Raw genomic sequence first — 19,295 nt, forward strand, 5'->3', positions numbered from 1 at the left:
ATTTGACCTATAGATGTTGGGTTTAACTATTATCTAATTGCCCGTTTAGGCTGAATAGGCGGTAAAATCTAATGTGGTTTGATATCGATATAAATCGGATTCAAATGCAAAAAACAATAAATAATGACATTTTTTGAAAAGAAAATTGTGATGCCAACAATTAAAATAACTTAAAATTTTCCTCAAAAAAGGCAAGTAATTTCCTTATGAAATACTAAACTATACTTTTTCCTTCCTAATGTTACCTTAATCAAGGAAGTATATACTTAAGATTTTACCAGTTAAGTACTGTTTATGCACACCATATTAATTCAATTAGCCGAAGCTTTTGGGCATCCCCATCCGGAGGGAATCTGTAATAGCATTTCTATACGTTGGTTAGAAGCTTCCCTGTGTGGAGAAGAGCACATATTTAATGCGCGTATGCAATATTTAAAAAATTTTTATAATAAGGTAATTTCTGAAGAATTGAGCATAAGCGAGTTTATTAGTGCACTAAAAAGCAAAAAAAATTCACTTTCGTCTGCAGACCAATTGAATTGGGACATGCTAGCCTTTTTTGACAGCCTGGAGCTTTATCAAAATCCTTATATTCATTCCGAATTATTTAATAAAAATATCTCTCAAGATAAACCACATTTAATTTCCCCGTTTGCCTCATCTGAGTCAATACTTATGCATGGTGGACTTGCTCGTATTTTAAATGATTCAGGACTATATACGGAAACAGAACTAACCAATTACTTAAATAAAATATTTTTATGCTTTATAAAACATCTTTCTCAGGGTGATGTGATTGGAATTATTTTAAAAAACTACAATCATACTTTAACCTTAACATATAAAGCAGGAGAAGGATGGACTTTATTGAATATCAATGATTATCCTGCAAAAAAATTTTCAATAAAAAATACTGATTTGTTAGCCAAAGAAATCATTTCAGGTTTTAAAACCCTTGGCGTGGATACTGTAGATTATACGGCGTGTAATGCATCAGTTTTTGTTACTAACAATTATAATAAAAAGAATGAATTGACAAAATCATTTATAGAATTTCAAAAAAATAAGATCTTTACACCCGAAATTGCAAATCGAAAAATTACTCAGGATTTAAACTTGGGTATCGCCTATCTAGCTGTACTGCTCAATGACGTGAATACACTCGCGCGTATTGCGAAATATGTTGAATTAAACAATACATCCAACGGAAACACATTAGTTTCAATAGCCGCGGCTCATAATTTTCCCGAAATTTTGGCGGTGCTTGGAGCCCATGGAGCCAATATGAATGTATATGATGCCAACAGCTTTACCCCCTTACATACAGCTATTCTTTTAGGGTATGAAAATATTGTTAATATACTTTTAAAGTACGGCGCAGATTTACATCAAACTGATAGTAAGGGTCGGAATTTATTGTTTACAGCAATCGCTTCACAGCCATCCTTTATTTCTTTGCTGCTGGAAAAGGGAATTAATCCTAATCAAGAAGACAACAATAAAACTACAGCATTATCATGGGCTGTATACAATGATTCCCAAGAGAGCGTGAATAGGCTTTTAGAAAATAAAAACCTCCAAAATATTAATAAAGCCAATAATTATGGTTGGACACCGGCTCTTTTTGCAGCACTGAATGGAGATCCTCAAATCCTCAGTAAGCTATTACTGCGTGCTAATTTTCTATACTCTCATAAAGTTACAAACACCTCCCTGCTTCTTTTCGTGCGAGAATATTTTAAAAAAAGAGATGAGGAAATACCGTCAACGATAAAAACAAATTTAAATAAATTGTTTAGCCGACAGAATAATGATCAATATACCTTCATTAGTCCTGAAGAATTAGCTGAAATGATGGGTCATGTAGGGGTGGCACAACTTATTAAAATTACAAATGTAGTAGCGCAAAGTTCCAGTGCTTCATCATCCTTTTTCAAATCTAAAACGGAGGAGAAAGATAAGAATTCTTCCAATGGAAATAATCTCCATACACTCTCACGTTGAGAATTGTTTAAAAGGTATAGGGCGTTGTCCTAAACGATTGCTTTTTAAAGGCTCATCATGAAATCCGGGGGCAAACAAACCATCATGAGCAATCGAGGCAATCCAAGCTGCTAACTTAAGTGCAATATGAATTGGGGTATTTTTTGTAAATCTCGCTGTGTTTTTTTTGTAATTATAACGGTATATATGTTCACGCTTTAAAGTCCCAAACCTACAGGCAGACTGCACTCTAAATTTGGGTACAATCAAGTGAGTTGATATTTAGAGGTTAAATAAACAACCGTTTTGTGGGCAAGACAATTCTCATGCAGAGCGGTCACCGCAATTGACTCGTATTTCGTAATCTCTTTGCATTAATTTAATTAAAAGGTAATTTATACTATAATTTCCCCCTTTTTTGACTTATTTATTAGCCATATGACCACTGCACCGATCCTTTTACCTAAAGAAATTAGCTCCAAGGAAAGTTGGGGACAGCTATATGGTTGCAGCCTCACATTGGCTTTGGCTGAATATTGCCAACAAAAAAAAGGAATTAAATTATTAATTGCTCCTGATCACTTAAGCGCAGGACAAATGGAAGCCGAACTGCGTTTTTTTCTGGGAGAAAATGAAAATCAACAAGAAATACTCATTTTTCCAGACTGGGAAACCCTACCTTACGATCAGTTTTCTCCTCATCAGGATATCATTTCAGAGCGTCTTTTTACGTTAAGTCGTTTGCAACAAACAACCGATGCCATTGTAATTAGTGCAGCAAGCACCTTGATGCACCGTTTATGCCCTCCTGAATTCTTGCACCAATATGTTTTAGTATTGCAAGAAGGACAAACGCTGAACATAGAACATTTCCGACAGCAACTGCAACAAGCTGGCTATCATTGCGTCAATAAGGTACTGGAACATGGCGAATTTGCAATCCGCGGCGCTATTATCGATCTTTACCCGATGGGAAGCCCCCTGCCTTTTCGTATCGAACTATTTGACGATGAAATAGAAAGTTTGCGCCGCTTTGATCCTGAGAATCAACGTACTATTGACAAGATCACCCACATCCATGTTTTGCCTGCGCGGGAATTCCCCCTAAATGAACAAAGCATTACCTTTTTCCGGCGAGCTTTCCGCGAGCAATTTACAGGCAATCCCAGTCAATGTCCTGTCTATGAAGCCATTAGCGAAGGACAATTCCCCAATGGAATCGAGTATTATCTACCTCTTTTTTTTGAACACACGGCAACTTTTTTTGATTATCTGCCTAAAGACGCCACTGTCTGTTTAATTGAAAATACTCCAGAGAGAGCTGAACAATTCTGGCACGAAGTGCAAACTCGCTATGAGCAACGCAGTTATGATATAACCCGGCCGATTCTCAAACCTTCCAGAGGATTCTTAACGCCAACGGAACTGCTTACATTCGCCAACCAATATACACAATTAAGAGTTTATCATTCCCCCATTGAGCGCAAAGGACGTATCGTTAATTTTAACGTAGGCAATCCCCCTGCTTTGCCTATCGAACGCCATTTGGAACAACCACTTTCGCGCCTTTGCGACTTTTTAGCAGATAATGCACGGCGTTATCTTTTGGTGGTTGAAAGTGCCGGCCGCCGCGAAGTTTTGCTGGATTTGCTAAAACAAAGCAATTTATTTCCAAAAATCCAGCCTTCTTGGTCTGCTTTCTTAAAAGACGATGCAAAAATCAATATTGTCACGGGGCCGCTTATCCAGGGAGCCGAGCTTTTAGAACAAGCCCTTTCCATTATTGTTGAAGCCCAACTCTTCGGAGAGCAAAGTATCCCGCAAAGGCGAAGCAGCCAAAAAAGTATCGACCCGGACTTAATCATCCGTGACTTGGCAGAATTACGCCTTGGAGCGCCGGTTGTGCATTTGCAATTCGGAGTGGGACGCTATCAGGGATTGCAAACTTTAGAAAGCCAGGGAGAAGTGAGCGAGTTTCTGGTTTTAACCTATGCAGGCGATGATAAAATTTATGTTCCCGTAACTTCCTTGAATCTGATTAGCCGTTATACCGGTGCAGACAGTGAACATGCGCCTTTACACCGGTTAGGCAGCGATCAATGGCAGAAAGAAAAGAAAAAAGCCGCGGAAAAAATTCATGACGTCGCCATTGAATTACTGGATATTTATGCCAAGCGGGAAGCAAAACCCGGACATGCCTATCAATTGGATGCCGTGGATTACCAACGTTTTGTCAGCGGTTTTCCTTTTATTGAAACTCCAGATCAAATACAAACCATCAATCAAATCATTGAAGACATGCGCTCTGCACGCCCCATGGACAGATTGATTTGCGGCGATGTGGGTTTTGGAAAAACGGAAGTTGCCATGCGTGCTGCTTTCATTGCAGCGCAAGATGGCAAACAAGTTTGTGTGCTGGCACCTACAACTTTGTTGGCTGGGCAACATTTTGAAACCTTCAGGGATCGTTTTGCTGACTTCCCAGTGCAAATTGAATTGCTGTCTCGTTTCCGCAGCGCTAAAGAATCTGAAAAAGTAATTGCATCCTTAAAAAATGGCAATGTGGATATTGTCATCGGCACGCATAAGCTTTTTCAAAAAAACATAGAATTTAAGAACTTGGGTCTGTTAATTATTGATGAAGAACATCGCTTCGGGGTGAAGCAAAAGGAGTACATCAAATCTTTGCGCACACACGTGGATATTCTTTCCATGACGGCAACCCCTATCCCTCGTACCTTGAATATGGCGATGGCAGGCATTCGCGATGTCTCTTTAATCTCCACTCCCCCTGCCAAACGGTTGGCCATTAAAACCTTTTGGCAAGAAAGGAATGACGTGGTGCTGAGGGAAGCTATGCTGCGTGAAATTCTGCGTGGCGGGCAAGTATTTTTCTTACATAATAATGTGCAAACCATCGCTCGCATCGCCCAGGAACTCGAAGCACTGGTTCCCGAAGCGAAAGTGCAAATAGCACACGGACAAATGCGCGAGCGCGAACTCGAGCGTATTATGTCTGATTTTTATCACCGCCGCTTTAATGTTCTTGTCTGCACTACAATCATTGAAACAGGCATCGATATCCCTACTGCAAATACAATTATCATTGATAGAGCCGATAAATTTGGCTTGGCGCAACTCCATCAGTTACGCGGTCGTGTAGGGCGCTCGCACCACCAGGCTTATGCCTATCTCTTAACCCCTGATAAAAAATTACTAACTACAGATGCCGTTAAACGGCTGGAAGCCATTGTCTCCCTGGAAGATTTGGGAGCAGGATTTACTCTCGCCACCCATGATTTGGAAATTCGGGGTGCAGGAGAATTATTAGGGGAAGAACAAAGTGGTAATATGCAAGCTATTGGCTTCAATTTATTTATGGAAATGCTGGATAGAGCCGTCAGCGACTTGAAAGCGGGCAAAACCCCAGAGTTGGCCGCCCCCATGCAGCAAGGGCCTGAAATCGAACTTAAGATAAGCGCTATTATTCCTGAAGATTATATTGGAGATATTCATACCCGCCTAATCATGTATAAACGCATTGCTAATGCGAAAAACAAACAACAATTGCGCGACTTGCAGATTGAAATGATTGACCGTTTCGGTTTATTACCACAACCGGTTAAACACTTGTTGTTGGTTACTGAGCTGAAATTGCTGGCTGCAAAGCTTGGCATAGCACGCATCAGTTTGGCAGGGCAAAATGGAAAAATTGATTTCAATGAAGCTCCAAATATTGATCCCGCTACTTTAATTAATCTGATTCAAGTTCACGCCAAACGCTATCAATTGGAAGGGCCAACCCGTCTAAAATTTGCATTGGATAGCACGGGTAATGAAGAAAAAATTCATGAAATCAGCTCATTGCTGCTGAAATTGATGAACAAGGAACTGGCAGCAGAAATACAAAGCCATTAAAAGCCGCCTACTGCTGCTTTATTTTAAAACTCTACAATGATTATGAATAGCCGTTGCTGCAATGGCGGCTTGCCCTTGCGCAACACAGACTTGATTTAAGCTGGAAACAATATCGCCGACGGCATATAAACCTTTGAGCGAAGTTTGCTGATGTTTATCCACGATAAGGCAACCATCTTTTTGCTTCACCTCCATGTGTTGCACCAGTTTATTATTCTTAACTGACCCGAGTGCCGAATAAATACAATCAAACCGCAAGGTTTGCCCGTTTTTGAACGTAACATGAGTGCAATCTGATAAATTAATTTCCACGATATCTTCTGTAATGATTTTTAATCCTGCTTGCGTGATTTTTTGTAACTCCGCCCTGCTCCATGCAGGTGATTCCCCCATGGTAATCAAGGTAATATGCGGGCTATAGACTCTTATAAAAAGAGCCTCGCCAAGACCCATGGCTCCTCTTCCTAAAACAGCGATGTCCTTATCGATCACTTCAAAACCATCACAAATAGGGCAATGGCGAATAAGGCCACACTGCACGGCATTTGTGACATTCGGTAAATTAGGTTCTACATCTTCTACCCCTGTTGCCAAAATGATATGTCTTGCCGTTTGCGTACTGGTTTCACTGGCTATGTAGAATTTTTCTGCATCCAATTGCTTCAATTCCTGTACTGGCTCATAAATGATGGGAACTTCATACACGCTTAATTGTTTTTTAAGTCGTCGCAATAATTCTTCGCCCGCAATACCTTTCGGGAAAGCCGGATAGTTGTGAGAAACCGGAATGCGCAGAGCGCGGCTTTGATTTGCATCATAAATCACTACTTTGCGCCTGAATCGTGCCAAATAAATAGCCGCAGTAAGTCCTCCAGGACCACCGCCAATAATGATGCAGTCATATTCTCCTTTTTGCTTGCTCATCTTTCCCTGTATCTATCTTCCCTATACCATACTTATGCTAAAGTATAGTCCGTGCAAATTTTTTTGTTTATTTTTTTGACAATCACTCATTTACTTTCTATAGTCATAATGTAGGCCGAATGAATTTTATAGTTCTTTATAGTTCTTTCGGTCACAGCAAAACCACCTTTCGAGGTGGTTTTTGCTATGCTGAACTGGAACGCTGCCTCATCACTTGTTAGTTATTCTTAAGTCTTACATTTCAATAATCACTTTTAACGCTTTGGAAGTAGCGGCATTACTAAATGTTTCATAGGCTTCTACAATTTCATCAAATTTAAAGCGGTGACTGATGAGCATGGCTGGATCGATGACCCCGGATTGCATGGTTTTTAATAGCATGGGAGTAGAAAAAGTATCGACTAGCCGGGTGGTAATCGTAATGTTATGTGACCACAGCCGTTCTAAATGCAGATCCGCTTTAACGCCATGTACACCTATATTGGCAATCACCCCGCCCGGTGCAACGATGTCTTGGCAAAGCACAAAAGTGGCAGGGATACCCACTGCTTCAATAGCAGTATCTACGCCCACGCCGCCAGTCAATTCCATGACTTTTTGAGTTGCATCACTAAGGCTGCTGTTAATGGTTTTAGTAGCGCCCAACTTTTTAGCCGTCTCAAGGCGATGCGCATCGATGTCGATTAAGATCAATTCACTTGGTGAATAAAATTGTGCCGTTAATAAAGCCGCTAAACCAATGGGACCTGCACCCACTATCGCCACGGATTGGCCTGGCTGTATTTTGCCGTTAAGCACACCACACTCAAATCCGGTAGGTAAAATATCGCTCAACATAACCAGGCTTTCGTCCGCCAAGCTGGAAGGAATTTTATAAAGGCTGGTGTCGGCATGAGGGATGCGTACGTATTCTGCTTGAGTTCCATCCACCGTATTCCCAAGCATCCAGCCACCCTGCGTGCAATGGGAATACATACCCTTCCGGCAATACGGGCACTTACTGCATGCGGAAATGCATGAGATCAATACGCGATCCCCTTTTTGCAAATTGATAACGCCAGCACCTACATCTTCAATAATTCCCACGCCTTCATGTCCCAGGATGCGCCCTGGAGTACAACTGGGTACATCTCCTTTAAGAATGTGCAGATCAGTCCCGCAAATAGTCGTTTTAATTACCTTTACCAAAGCATCATTTGCATCCGTCAAATTCGGCTTTGGGCAATTTACCAACTCTTTTTTACCAGGGCCTCGATAAACAAGTGCCTTCATAGTCTGTCCTTGCTTCATTTTTATGTTCCATTTATTTTATTCATTGGGTGAAAGGCTAATATTAATTATAGAGGCAAATAAAAATAGAAAGTAAAGTAAATCACATGCCACCAAGGAGGGAAGCATGCCATCATTTCACCACATCTTATTTGTAAGCCATGGCGTTAGGGATGAAACTCAGGCAATCGGGCAAGCAATCAAACTTGCTTGTGCCAATCAGGCACAACTGGACGTATTGATTACCTGCCCTCCTTTTCCAGATACTCTTAAGGAATACCGCGCGTCTTATGAAGAATCTTTGCTTGAACGAATGCAAAAAACCATTAAGGCTGCCAAAACAAACCTCCACATTTCGAAAAATAAAATACCGGTGCATATTGAACTTGAATGTGGGAATACTCCGGCTGTCCGCATTATTCGACATGTGCTGCGCAATAACTATGATCTCGTGGTAAAAGAGGTAGAAACCAATGAAAGCAACAAGGGATTTAAGGCACTTGATATGGAATTATTGCGCAAATGCCCTTGCGCGTTATTTTTATATCGCCCTTTTAAACAGGAGTCTCATAAAACCCGTATTGCCGTAGCAATTGATGCCAGTGAACAAGAAACCGCAGGACAAGATTTGGCCTTAAGATTATTGGATATTTCTCAGTTGCTGGCAAAACATTATGAGGGGAACTTAACCATTATTTCCTGCTGGGATTTTGCGCTCGAAAATTACTTGCGCAATAACCTGTCGGCCGCCATATCCAATGCCGATTTGGATGCAGTGATTGCGGAAGAAAAAATCTCACATGCCCGAGCCCTGCAAGTGCTCATTAAGCAATCAAAAATTAGCAGCACCTGTCGCATTGAACACTTGAAAGGACGCCCCGAAAATCTTATTCCTGCATTTATTACGGAGAAAAAAATTGATGTTTTGATCATGGGTACGGTAGCCCGTACCGGCATTTCAGGTTTTTTCATTGGCAATACTGCAGAAAATATTTTGCAAAAAATTGATTGTTCGCTACTGGCTTTAAAACCTCAGGGCTTTGTCTCCCCTATTAAAGCCTACTGATAAATGAGAGCGGCAACCATGGAGAGCCCAGAGAACAGCAAACATGCTATCTGGCATGCGATAGAAGCAGAAGCCACACTGACAGCATTAGAAACAACTTCCATGGGTTTAAAAGATAAAGAAGCTCAGGAAAGATTGCGTATCTATGGCCCCAATCGCTTGAAAGAACTTAAAAAACGAGGGGCATTGCGCCGTTTTCTTATGCAATTTCATAACATTCTAATTTATTTACTCCTGGGTGCAGCGATCATCACTGCCATGATGCACCATTTAATTGATACTTTGGTCATTTTAGCGGTAATACTTGTTAATGCTTTGATAGGATTTGTCCAGGAGGGGAAAGCAGAAAAATCCATAGGGGCCATTCGGAAGATGTTATCCCCCACTGCCACAGTGCTGCGGGAAGGACAACGCCGCAGCATCACAGGAGAATCACTTGTCCCAGGTGATGTTGTTTTACTGGAAGCTGGCGATAAGGTGCCTGCTGATTTACGCTTGCTAAAAACTCATGGATTAACCATTCAGGAAGCCATTCTCACTGGTGAATCCATTCCAATTGAAAAAAATATAAATCCAGTTAGTGCCAATACCCCGCTTGGCGATCGGTTTTGCATGGCCTTTAGCGGTACATTTGTGACCAATGGCCAGGCTAGAGGTGTGGTTGTCGCAACCGGACAAGCTACTGAACTTGGGCGCATCAGCGGCTTGTTATCAAGTATAGAAACACTTACTACTCCCTTGGTCATGCAGATAGGGTTATTTGCCAAATGGCTCACAACCATGATTTTGCTGTTTGCCATCTTGCTACTAACTTATGGTTATTTTATTCAACGTCATGATTTCAGCGAGTTATTCATGATTGTGGTAAGTTTATCTGTTTCAGCCATTCCCGAGGGAATTCCTGCAGTCCTCTCCATTACGCTTGCCATTGGCGTACAAGCAATGGCTGCCCGTCATGCGATTGTGCGCCGTCTACCCGCCATTGAAACCTTAGGGGCTGTATCTGTTATTTGCACGGATAAAACCGGCACATTAACTCTTAATGAAATGGCTGTGGCTTCTGTGGTGACCTGCAAGTCCGTCTTTAGCGTGGAAGGTTCAGGTTATGAGCCAGCGGGAGCCATTAAATTAAGAGAACAAACCATAGACTGCGGTATTCATTCAGTGCTGCTGCAGATAGCATGGGCAGCAGCGCTTTGTAACGATGCTGTACTTCGCGAACACGCCGGCAATTGGACGGTAGAAGGCGATCCAATGGAAGGAGCGTTATTAACGTTTGCGGCAAAAGCAGGTGTTGGCCTGCAGGAGATAAGGAACATCTGGCCACGTACTGACACAATTCCTTTCGATGCCAAGCACCGGTTCATGAGCACATTGCATCACAATCATTTACAACATGCTTTTATTTTTGTCAAAGGAGCTCCCGAACAAATCTTAAGCATGTGTATAACACAACAGAGCGACACGGGTAAAGAAGAGCCATTAAATGAGGCCTACTGGCAAGAGCAATTAGAAAAAACTGCAGCCAAAGGGCAGCGTGTGCTGGCTTTTGCTGTAAAAGGAATCAAAGCCGAACATACGGTGCTTGAATTTGCCGAAGTCAACACAGGCTTAACATTACTGGGTATGGTTGGACTGATAGACCCGCCACGTCCGGAAGCCATCGCCGCAGTTGCTGAGTGTCATAGAGCCGGCATCCAAGTTAAAATGATTACGGGTGATCATGCCAGTACTGCCCTTGCCATTGGCCAGCAAATAGGGCTAAAAAATATCAGAAACGTGTTGACGGGCGCCGAGCTGGATAAAATGTCCGATGCATCGCTTGCAGATTCGGCATTAAAAGTTGATATTTTTGCGCGCACGAGCCCTGAACATAAACTGCAGCTGGTTATGGCATTGCAATCCCACGGCATGATTGTCGCTATGACTGGCGATGGCGTGAATGATGCGCCGGCGCTCAAGCGTGCGGATGCTGGTATCGCCATGGGTAAAAAAGGCAGTGAAGTAGCCAGAGAAGCGGCTGATTTAGTATTGGTAGATGATAATTTTGCTTCCATTGTTTCTGCCGTGCGTGAAGGGCGCACAGTTTATGATAATCTGAAAAAAGTCATCAGCTGGACTTTGCCTACCAATGCGGGTGAAGCAATAATTGTGATCCTGGCATTGCTATTCGGCATGAACCTGCCGATAACTCCCATTCAAATTTTGTGGATTAATCTAATCACTACCATCACGCTTGGCATTGCCTTGGCTTTCGAACCGACAGAAGAAAATACCATGTTTCGGCCACCGCGAGCGCGTAACGAGCCGCTGCTAAGCGCTGTTTTAGTATGGCATATTATTCTGGTTTCCATCCTTTTTATCTGCTGCGTATTTACCATATTTTTTTATGCCCTGGGGCAAGGGTATCCTCTTGAGCTGGCACGCACCATGGCGCTTAATATGGTAGTGGTTATGGAAATTTTCCATTTATTTTTTATCCGCAATATGCATGGCACTTCATTAACCTGGAAAGCTGTAAAAGGCACAAAAATTGTATGGCTTTGCGTTTCGATCATCCTCCTGGCTCAATTGGCTATTACTTACCTGCCTATTTTACAGAAAGCTTTTGTTACCGAACCGGTTCCGATTTTTGCCGGGGCGCTCATCATTGCCTTAGGCGCAATCTTCTTTGCTATTCTTGAAATCGAGAAACAATTGCGTTTAAGTATCCAGCGCAATCATTCCGACTATTCTAAAACGGTATAACCAACATGTCGGTATTAATGATCCGTAAAAGCCGATTGGTCACTCTGCCCAGCAAAATATAATGCAACAAAGAACGTCCCCGGGTACCTAAAACCACCAGTTGAGCATCCCAGGTGGCTGCATACTTTGCAATGTCATCGGCAGGATAACCGCTGATAAATTTCGTGGAGAAACGGCTGTGATCCACAGCGCACTCTGCCAAAGAATGTTTTAATCTATCCACTAAGGCTTGACTCATTTCATCGTCAAAATGCTGGTGATGCTTCGTATCATCAAGGTATTTTCCATACCACACGTCAGCCACATGCAGCATTAAAAATTCTGCATGTGGATAAAGCTGATAAGCTGTTTCAGTTGCCTTCTTGCTAACCTCGGAAAAATCAGTGGTCACTAAAATACGCTGGTAAGAAAAAGAGGGTTCTTTTTTTATCAATTGCACTGGAATTTTAACTTGATTGACGACTGATTCTGCATTGGTGCCTAAGATGTAATCATTAAGGTAATAAGTGCCATGCGCTCCCATAAAAACAAGCTCAATAGCATGCTCATGAATATATTGATTAATCCGTTCAGGTACCCGCCCCACCAACACCAAAAAATTTACTGGATACCGAGCAACGATATTTCGCATTGCTTCGGCATGAGCAAGTTCTGCTTTTTTAATGAGTATTGGAATTTCAGGGTTTTCTTTCTTTGTCAGATCACTTAGCCAGCCTTGATTAATTACATGCAAACAAGTTAGTTCCGCCTGAGCATGCTCTGCAACCTGAATTGCTCGCTTAAGTGCATAAGCGGCATGTCTGGAAAAATCAGTGGTGATCAACATCCTTTTAAAAACCATTAGTTTTCCCATGTATTAATGTTGTTCTTTTAGTATAGAATAAAACAACTTGTGCTATGAGTTATTCTTTCTTCTGAGCCGGGATGTTTGATACATGCTAAGCAAGATGCAAAAAACCAGCGTGCACAACACAATGCCTAAAGCGATGAATACCGGGATTTTAACCCAGTCGGCAATAAGCATTTTTACTCCAACAAAAATTAAAATAAAGGCAAGACCATATTTGAGCAAATGAAAGCGATTGTGCATGTTGGCAAGTAGAAAATACAGCGCCCGTAAGCCAAGTATTGCAAAAATGTTTGAAGTAAAAACAATAAACGGGTCGTTTGTTATGGCAAAAATGGCAGGGATACTATCCACGGCAAAAATAAGATCGCTTATTTCAATCAGCACCAAGACCAAAAACAAAGGCGTAGCATACAAAAGATGATTTCGGAAAACAAAAAATCGCTCAGTCTGCAAGGTATCCGTAATGCGCATATGCTTTCGCATCCAAAGCAGCACAGGATTTTTTGCAAGCTCCGGTTCTTGCTCTGCAAAAATAAACATTTTAATCCCGGTGGTTAGCATCAATATTCCAAAAAGATAAAGAATCCAGTGAAATTGATTAACCAGCCAGATGCCCAACACAATAAGGATTAAACGCATGACGATAGCGCCTAATACTCCATAGATTAAAACCCGGCGCTGATATTCTGCAGGAATGGAAAAATAATTAAAAATCATAAGAATCACGAAAATATTATCGATGGATAAAGATTTTTCGATAAGATAGCCGGTGAGGAATTCCAGTGCTTTTTCATTAGCGATTTGTGTACTGGAAGTGAGGGTAAGATACCACCATAACATTAAATTAAAAAAGAGCGCTAAGGCAAACCATAGAAAAGTCCACAATAAAGCTTCTTTTGTGGAAATACGGTGCGCCTTTCGCCCGCCTAATAAAAACAAATCAATTGTGAGCATTATAGCCACAAAGGCCAGAAAGCCTAGCCACATCCACCATTCACTGACTGTAGCCATCCCATTATTCCCTAATCAGATTACTAAATTATAACTTATTTTAATTTCTAATTTTCTTTAAAGACCTTGGTGAAAGATTAAATGCAAATGGGTAAAAAAATCTATTAGCCACATTTGTGTATTTTTTGACAAAATTGAGTTTATTTTCTATAGTTAAAGTGTAGGCCGAATGAACTTTTTTGGTTTATTCAGCCACAGCAAAACCACCCTTGCGGTGGTTTTTGCTATTGGACATGGCTGAGTTTATTTTTATTTTGATATTAGGAAGAAAAAACAATGTTATATAGACTCTTAGTTAGCTATCTGCGCTTAAAAATCATGCAAATTATTTTAACCCGCATTTTTGGCAATAAAGTTGCAGGTGGTAAAAATTTGAAAAATATGAGCCTTAAAACCTATCTCTTGGAACTACTGGCCGTTAATTTTTTAAAATATTATAGAAAAACAAAATAAATCTGATGTCAAACCAGAGCATACAGACGGGAGAATTTCCCCCAGGATTTAGTTATTTTCCTGCCTTTATTTCATCTGCAGAAGAAAAAATCTTACTGGATGAATTCAAGCGATTAAATTGGCAAGAAGTAAGAATGCATGGCCAAACCGCCAGGCGTAAAGTGGTACATTTCGGCTTAAACTATGCATATGCGACACGCCAGGTAAATCCCACGTTCCCTCCTCCTCCGTATCTACATGATTTAATGGATAAAACAGCAGGTATTTTAGGCGTTACTTTCAGGGAAATAGCAGAAATTTTAATTTCAAATTACCCATCTGGTGCAGGCATCGGCTGGCATCTTGACGCTCCTGTGTTTGCCAAAATTGTAGGTGTTTCATTAGGTAGCGCCTGCACGATAAAACTCAGAGCCACATCAGACCATAAAACAGTTTTAAAAAAAGAACTTCACCCACGCTCGGCTTACGTTTTATCAAATATCGCACGTACCCAATGGCAACATTCCATTACCGCTGTAAAAAATCTGCGCTATTCGATTACGCTAAGAACCTTGCATAAACTTTAATTAAAGAAACCAATTTAAATCTTGGCACGCTTCTTTGAGAGAAACATATGCAATGGATACATAAATGTCTGGCCATAAAAGAAGAAGGATTGTATTGCATTCCCGGCAACTTCTACATTGATCCATTTCAAGCAGTCCCTGTTGCCATCATTACGCATGGACATACGGATCATGCGCGTGCAGGCCATGGACAAGTCATTGCTACCCCGGAAACAATCGCTATTATGCAATTACGCTATGGCAAGGAAAGTACAGAAAAATGGCTGCCTTTACCTTATGAAGCACCTCTACCCATGAAGCAAACATCCATACGTTTGATTCCGGCAGGACACGTTTTAGGCAGTGCGCAAATTGCCATTGAACACAATGAGCATAAAATTATTATTTCAGGAGATTACAAGCGCAGATTGGATCCTACCTGCACCCCATTCAAGAGCGAAACGTGTGATGTATTTGTGACCGAAGCTACTTTTGGCTTGCCTATCTTTAAACATCCACCAATTGAAAGCGAGCTTGCTAAGTTGCTTGAATCCCTGCTTATCTTCCCGGATTTTTGTCATTTAGTGGGAGTTTATCCATTAGGAAAATGCCAACGAATCATTAAAACCTTACGCATGATGGCATATGATGCACCCATTTATTTGCACAATTCTCTCTCAAAATTTTGTACTCTTTATGAAAATTTCGGCATCAAATTAGGCGAATGGCGCGGCATTACCGATGCAAATAAACAAGAATTAAGCGGGAAAATAGCTCTATGTCCGCCCAGCGCCTTGCATAGCCGCTGGACGCGGAAATTGGGGAAAATCCGCATAGCCAATGCAACCGGCTGGATGCAAATCCGAGCACGCGCCAAACAGGGTCGTATTGAACTGCCGCTGGTAATTTCTGATCATGCCGATTGGACAGAGCTTACCGAAACAATTCGCGAAATAAATCCCTTAAGCCTTTGGGTAACGCACGGGCAGGAAGATGGATTAGTCTATTATGCCCGCCAACATGGTTATTCTGCTTTACCATTAAATTTACTGGGCTTTGCCGATGAGGGCGAATCGTTATGAAAAGATTTGCGCAATTACTCAATGCTCTTTATTTTACTTATGGTAATTTGGCCAAGCTTAATTTACTAAAAAACTATCTGGCTGCTACGCCTGATCCAGAACGTGGCTATGCACTGGCTATTCTAGCCAATGCTCTGGAATTCCCTACGTTTAAACGATCGATTATAAGAGATGCCATTCATGAGCGCATCGACCCTTTTTTATTTAATCTGTCTTATGATTACGTGGGCGATTTATCAGACACACTTGCATTATTATGGCCTGCATCTTTGCAGGAACAAGCTGAATTACCACCCCTATCAGAAGTCATTCATACTTTTAATCAATTGCCAGAGAATAAAATCCCGGATTATTTGATTCAATTGCTGAATCGCAGCAACCCTACTGAGCGCTGGGCCCTGTTGAAACTTGGTACCGGCAGTTTAAGGATAGGAATTTCTGCACGTTTCGTTAAAAAAACATTGGCGGAATATGGGCAAGTAGATGTCAAACAAATTGAAAAACTTTGGCATGGAATTAACCCTCCTTATACGGAACTTTTATCTTGGCTGGATGGGAAAAATTCGCATCCTGTAATTACACAATCCTTATTTTTTCATCCGGTAATGCTTTCCCACCCCCTGCAAGAAAAAGACCACCCACAGATTACGCCCGATGATTTTTTAATAGAACCAAAATATGACGGCATTCGTATACAAATCGTATGCAATGAGCAAGGGAAAGCACTTTTTTCAAGAACAGGTGATAATATTAATACTGCATTTCCCGATGTGCTGCAGGCAATTAACACCACCGTCATCTTAGATGGAGAACTTATTGTAGGCTCCCCGGCTGAAATCGGCAGTTTTAATGAACTACAGCAACGCTTGAACCGCAAAAAGCCTGATAACAAAATTCTTGAAAAATATCCTGCTGGGGTCATCTTGTTTGATATCTTATCCTCTGAGGGAACTCCTTTGGACACTTTGCCGTTTGTGAAACGGCGTGCTTGCCTGGAAGCCTGGTTCGCTAAACACCATCCGGCAAACATGTGGCTATCCGAAATGATTTCTTTTCGGGAGCAAGATACGCTGGCGCAAATCAGAAGCAATGCCTTAAAACGCCCCCATATTGAAGGTCTCATGCTTAAAAGAAAAAACAGTCCTTATATTCCGGGTCGTCCTAAAGGTCATTGGTATAAGTGGAAGCGCGAGCCTTTTTTATTAGACGCCGTATTGATGTATGCACAACGCGGCCATGGTAAACGTTCATCCTATTATTCAGATTACACGTTTGGTTTATGGAGTGATGACAAATTACTGCCTATTGGCAAAGCTTATTTTGGATTCACGGATGAAGAATTGTATCAATTGGATAAATGGATTCGTGCTCACATTATGCAAAGATTCGGACCAGTGCTTGAAGTGAGTAAAGAATTGGTCTTCGAAATTGCCTTTGATGCGGTGAACTTTTCTTCACGACATAAATCTGGAGTTGCTTTACGCTTCCCACGCATCCATCGTATTCGCTGGGATAAACCAGCTTTGGAAGCTGATCACTTAAGCACCCTATTAACCTTGATAGACTCCCGTAACCCTAATCAGAACAACCCGCCCGCGCCTTAGCCTTTGTCCAGATTGACAACAATTCTTCTGATGCTTTTCCCTGCAAACTTACCAAGCCTTGCTCATGAGCAATTTGTTTAACCTCTTGCAACCGTTTTTCAAATTTGTTCAAGGCAGCTGCCAAGGTGCTTTTGGGATCGAATTGGCAAAACAAACACAAAGAAAATACAGCATGTAAAAGATCACCAATCTCTTCCTCTAATTTAAATAAATTCCTCTCCTCGCTTGGTGGCAGCAATTCGTTTATCTCAGCACATTCACTCTGAATCTGCGCTAAAATCTGCTCAGCCGATTCCCAACGGAAACCAAATGCAGAAGCATTAGACTCTAAATGGATTAATTTTTTGAAGATGTTCATCGTGCTTTTTTCTAATTTAATATTTACTTAAGTTTTTTTTGTTAAAATCGTCAATCATTTTCATTGTTTAGTCTGTCGCTATGCCCATTGGTGTTTTCTCCCTTGATTTTGATGGTTGCTTATTTCATCAAGACTTCTGTACATCCGGGAATAAAAATGTAATCCATCATAACATTCCATTTCTTCGCGATCATTTATTGGAATTAAAGAAAACATTTTCAAAAACTATAGCCTTTGTAGGTTCAAATAGGCAATCTTATACAATTGATATAGGGAATGCATGGGGAAAAGGCTCCTGTTTCCCGGCCCTGGAAAAAATTTGTATCTTTTTAGGCCTGGATTTGGATACTTTTTTGCTGGCGGATATTTATGGAAATTTGCCGGCAGGAACCTCTTTTAACCGCGCCATCGAGGCATATACCGAGGCCTATGAAGGAGAACACGCCGACTGGCTGTTTGATGAAACAAAAGTCAGCATCCTTTATGCCCAAATGCATAAAATTGCTCAAGAAAACCCCAATGAAGACATTCGCTTTCATTTTTATGATGATAAAGATTCTATTTTAAAAAGCGTCAGTGAATTTTTTACACAATATCCAGAATTAATGCCTAAAAATGTTAGCTTAATCATTAGCAAATATGCTGGCGATGTGCAGGCATTGCAACAAATAGCAACTATCACTGGATGCGGGATAATTGATAATGATTACCGAGCAACTGTGAAGAAGATGGGATATCTGGCGAACGGTGAGCAAGAGTTCAAACAAGACAAAATCTATGTGGCTGATAAATTTACCCCTCAGCAACATCAACGTACTGAATTTAAGCAACAAATCGACCATGCTAATAAGAATGTTCCGCTACTCCCTCAATCAAAATATCTTGCATACCAGAAAGCAAAAGAAAATTTTGAACAACATTTTGTAATTCTTGAGGATAAAATAAAGGATTTGCAACAAAGAAATGAACTTAAAGCAGTCCATGCGGCTGAAACGCTTCTTAAAAATTTAAAAGAAGCTTATAACCAGCATATATTAAACGGCGGGTGCGCTGCATCTGAATTTAAAAAAGATTGCAATCTAGCCTTGGACCATGCGAGTGCTGAGTTAAGCAAACATCGCGGTTGGGGGGAGTTTTTAGGGAATTTAGCCCTGGCAATTTGCAGTTTCGGCTTGTTAGTAATCGTCAAAGGGGTGGTAAACGTCAGGCAAAACAGGAATTTTTTCTTTTTATATCATACCGATTCCGCTAAGAAACTGCATGCTATTCAAGAAACAGCCAATGCAGATGGTTTTAACTTGTTACAGTCTACGGGGCTGCCTTGCCAGCCTGCCTAACATTTTGTAAGCTTAAACTTGCTTTTTTAGACAAATGTTTTAATAAAATGATATACTGTTAATTAACCCAACAGTAAGATTTTTGAACCGATAAGCACATTGTTAGGGGCGTGTTCTGTTGCCTGTGTTGTGCTATACCACAATGTA

At 41.1% G+C, this 19,295-nt stretch carries 14 protein-coding genes; 9 read left to right on the forward strand and 5 right to left on the reverse strand.

Translation table 11 applies throughout. The features are described from left to right. The first annotated feature begins 294 nt into the window (after positions 1 to 294). Together NKV53_RS00995 and mfd are read left to right on the forward strand one after the other, a co-directional pair. Positions 295 to 2,004 carry an ankyrin repeat domain-containing protein gene (locus NKV53_RS00995; RefSeq protein WP_126954147.1) on the forward strand — a complete coding sequence of 570 codons (1,710 nt, stop codon included), beginning with the start codon at positions 295 to 297 and terminating at the stop codon, positions 2,002 to 2,004. 417 nt (positions 2,005 to 2,421) lie between these two features. Further along, positions 2,422 to 5,901 (forward strand): transcription-repair coupling factor, encoded by a 3,480-nt coding sequence (gene mfd / locus NKV53_RS01000; protein ID WP_127032841.1) that lies wholly within the window; start codon positions 2,422 to 2,424, stop codon positions 5,899 to 5,901. Between the two features lie 18 nt (positions 5,902 to 5,919). On the opposite strand, the gene NKV53_RS01005 is transcribed toward mfd, so the two are convergent. After that, positions 5,920 to 6,825 (reverse strand): NAD(P)/FAD-dependent oxidoreductase, encoded by a 906-nt coding sequence (locus tag NKV53_RS01005; RefSeq protein ID WP_126954149.1) that lies wholly within the window; start codon positions 6,823 to 6,825, stop codon positions 5,920 to 5,922. 234 nt (positions 6,826 to 7,059) lie between these two features. After that, a complete protein-coding gene (locus NKV53_RS01010; protein ID WP_126954150.1) occupies positions 7,060 to 8,097 on the reverse strand; it encodes a zinc-dependent alcohol dehydrogenase family protein in 1,038 nt (345 codons plus the stop codon). Positions 8,098 to 8,221: 124 nt separating this feature from the next. Between NKV53_RS01010 and NKV53_RS01015 the strand changes: the two genes are divergently transcribed. Together NKV53_RS01015 and NKV53_RS01020 are read left to right on the forward strand one after the other, a co-directional pair. Further along, positions 8,222 to 9,160: a universal stress protein gene (locus tag NKV53_RS01015; protein ID WP_126954151.1), complete on the forward strand. Its 939-nt coding sequence runs from the start codon at positions 8,222 to 8,224 to the stop codon at positions 9,158 to 9,160. An 18-nt stretch (positions 9,161 to 9,178) separates the two neighbouring features. Further along, on the forward strand, positions 9,179 to 11,908 hold the full coding sequence (locus tag NKV53_RS01020) for a cation-transporting P-type ATPase (protein WP_126954152.1): 2,730 nt from the start codon (positions 9,179 to 9,181) through the stop codon (positions 11,906 to 11,908). Here the strand turns inward: NKV53_RS01020 and NKV53_RS01025 are convergent. Together NKV53_RS01025 and NKV53_RS01030 are read right to left on the reverse strand one after the other, a co-directional pair. Next, the gene (locus NKV53_RS01025; protein ID WP_158614983.1) at positions 11,895 to 12,749 is read right to left on the reverse strand and encodes a universal stress protein; all 855 of its coding nucleotides are present in this window, start codon (positions 12,747 to 12,749) and stop codon (positions 11,895 to 11,897) included. The genes NKV53_RS01020 and NKV53_RS01025 overlap by 14 nt on opposite strands. 54 nt (positions 12,750 to 12,803) lie before the next feature. Beyond that, positions 12,804 to 13,769, reverse strand: coding sequence for a TerC family protein (locus NKV53_RS01030; protein WP_126954154.1), 966 nt, complete (start codon positions 13,767 to 13,769; stop codon positions 12,804 to 12,806). A gap of 318 nt (positions 13,770 to 14,087) precedes the next feature. Between NKV53_RS01030 and NKV53_RS11855 the strand changes: the two genes are divergently transcribed. The 4 genes from NKV53_RS11855 to NKV53_RS01045 are packed head-to-tail and all read left to right on the forward strand — an operon-like array spanning position 14,088 to position 17,453. Then, the gene (locus tag NKV53_RS11855) at positions 14,088 to 14,222 is read left to right on the forward strand and encodes a hypothetical protein (protein WP_256478706.1); all 135 of its coding nucleotides are present in this window, start codon (positions 14,088 to 14,090) and stop codon (positions 14,220 to 14,222) included. 5 nt (positions 14,223 to 14,227) lie between these two features. Then, positions 14,228 to 14,788 (forward strand): alpha-ketoglutarate-dependent dioxygenase AlkB, encoded by a 561-nt coding sequence (locus NKV53_RS01035; RefSeq protein WP_126954155.1) that lies wholly within the window; start codon positions 14,228 to 14,230, stop codon positions 14,786 to 14,788. A gap of 47 nt (positions 14,789 to 14,835) precedes the next feature. Next, a complete protein-coding gene (locus tag NKV53_RS01040; RefSeq protein ID WP_126954156.1) occupies positions 14,836 to 15,849 on the forward strand; it encodes a ligase-associated DNA damage response exonuclease in 1,014 nt (337 codons plus the stop codon). Continuing rightward, positions 15,846 to 17,453, forward strand: coding sequence for a cisplatin damage response ATP-dependent DNA ligase (locus tag NKV53_RS01045; RefSeq protein ID WP_126954157.1), 1,608 nt, complete (start codon positions 15,846 to 15,848; stop codon positions 17,451 to 17,453). Before NKV53_RS01040 ends, NKV53_RS01045 begins: the two co-directional genes overlap by 4 nt. On the opposite strand, the gene NKV53_RS01050 is transcribed toward NKV53_RS01045, so the two are convergent. Beyond that, a complete protein-coding gene (locus NKV53_RS01050; RefSeq protein ID WP_126954158.1) occupies positions 17,425 to 17,811 on the reverse strand; it encodes a MazG nucleotide pyrophosphohydrolase domain-containing protein in 387 nt (128 codons plus the stop codon). The two genes, NKV53_RS01045 and NKV53_RS01050, sit on opposite strands and share 29 nt — an antisense overlap. Before the next feature lie 80 nt (positions 17,812 to 17,891). Between NKV53_RS01050 and NKV53_RS01055 the strand changes: the two genes are divergently transcribed. Next, positions 17,892 to 19,148: a hypothetical protein gene (locus NKV53_RS01055; protein WP_126954159.1), complete on the forward strand. Its 1,257-nt coding sequence runs from the start codon at positions 17,892 to 17,894 to the stop codon at positions 19,146 to 19,148. Positions 19,149 to 19,295 lie beyond the last annotated feature (147 nt).

Origin of the sequence: Legionella sp. 27cVA30, assembly GCF_024160945.1 — a bacterium.
GTDB lineage: Bacteria > Pseudomonadota > Gammaproteobacteria > Legionellales > Legionellaceae > Legionella_A > Legionella_A septentrionalis.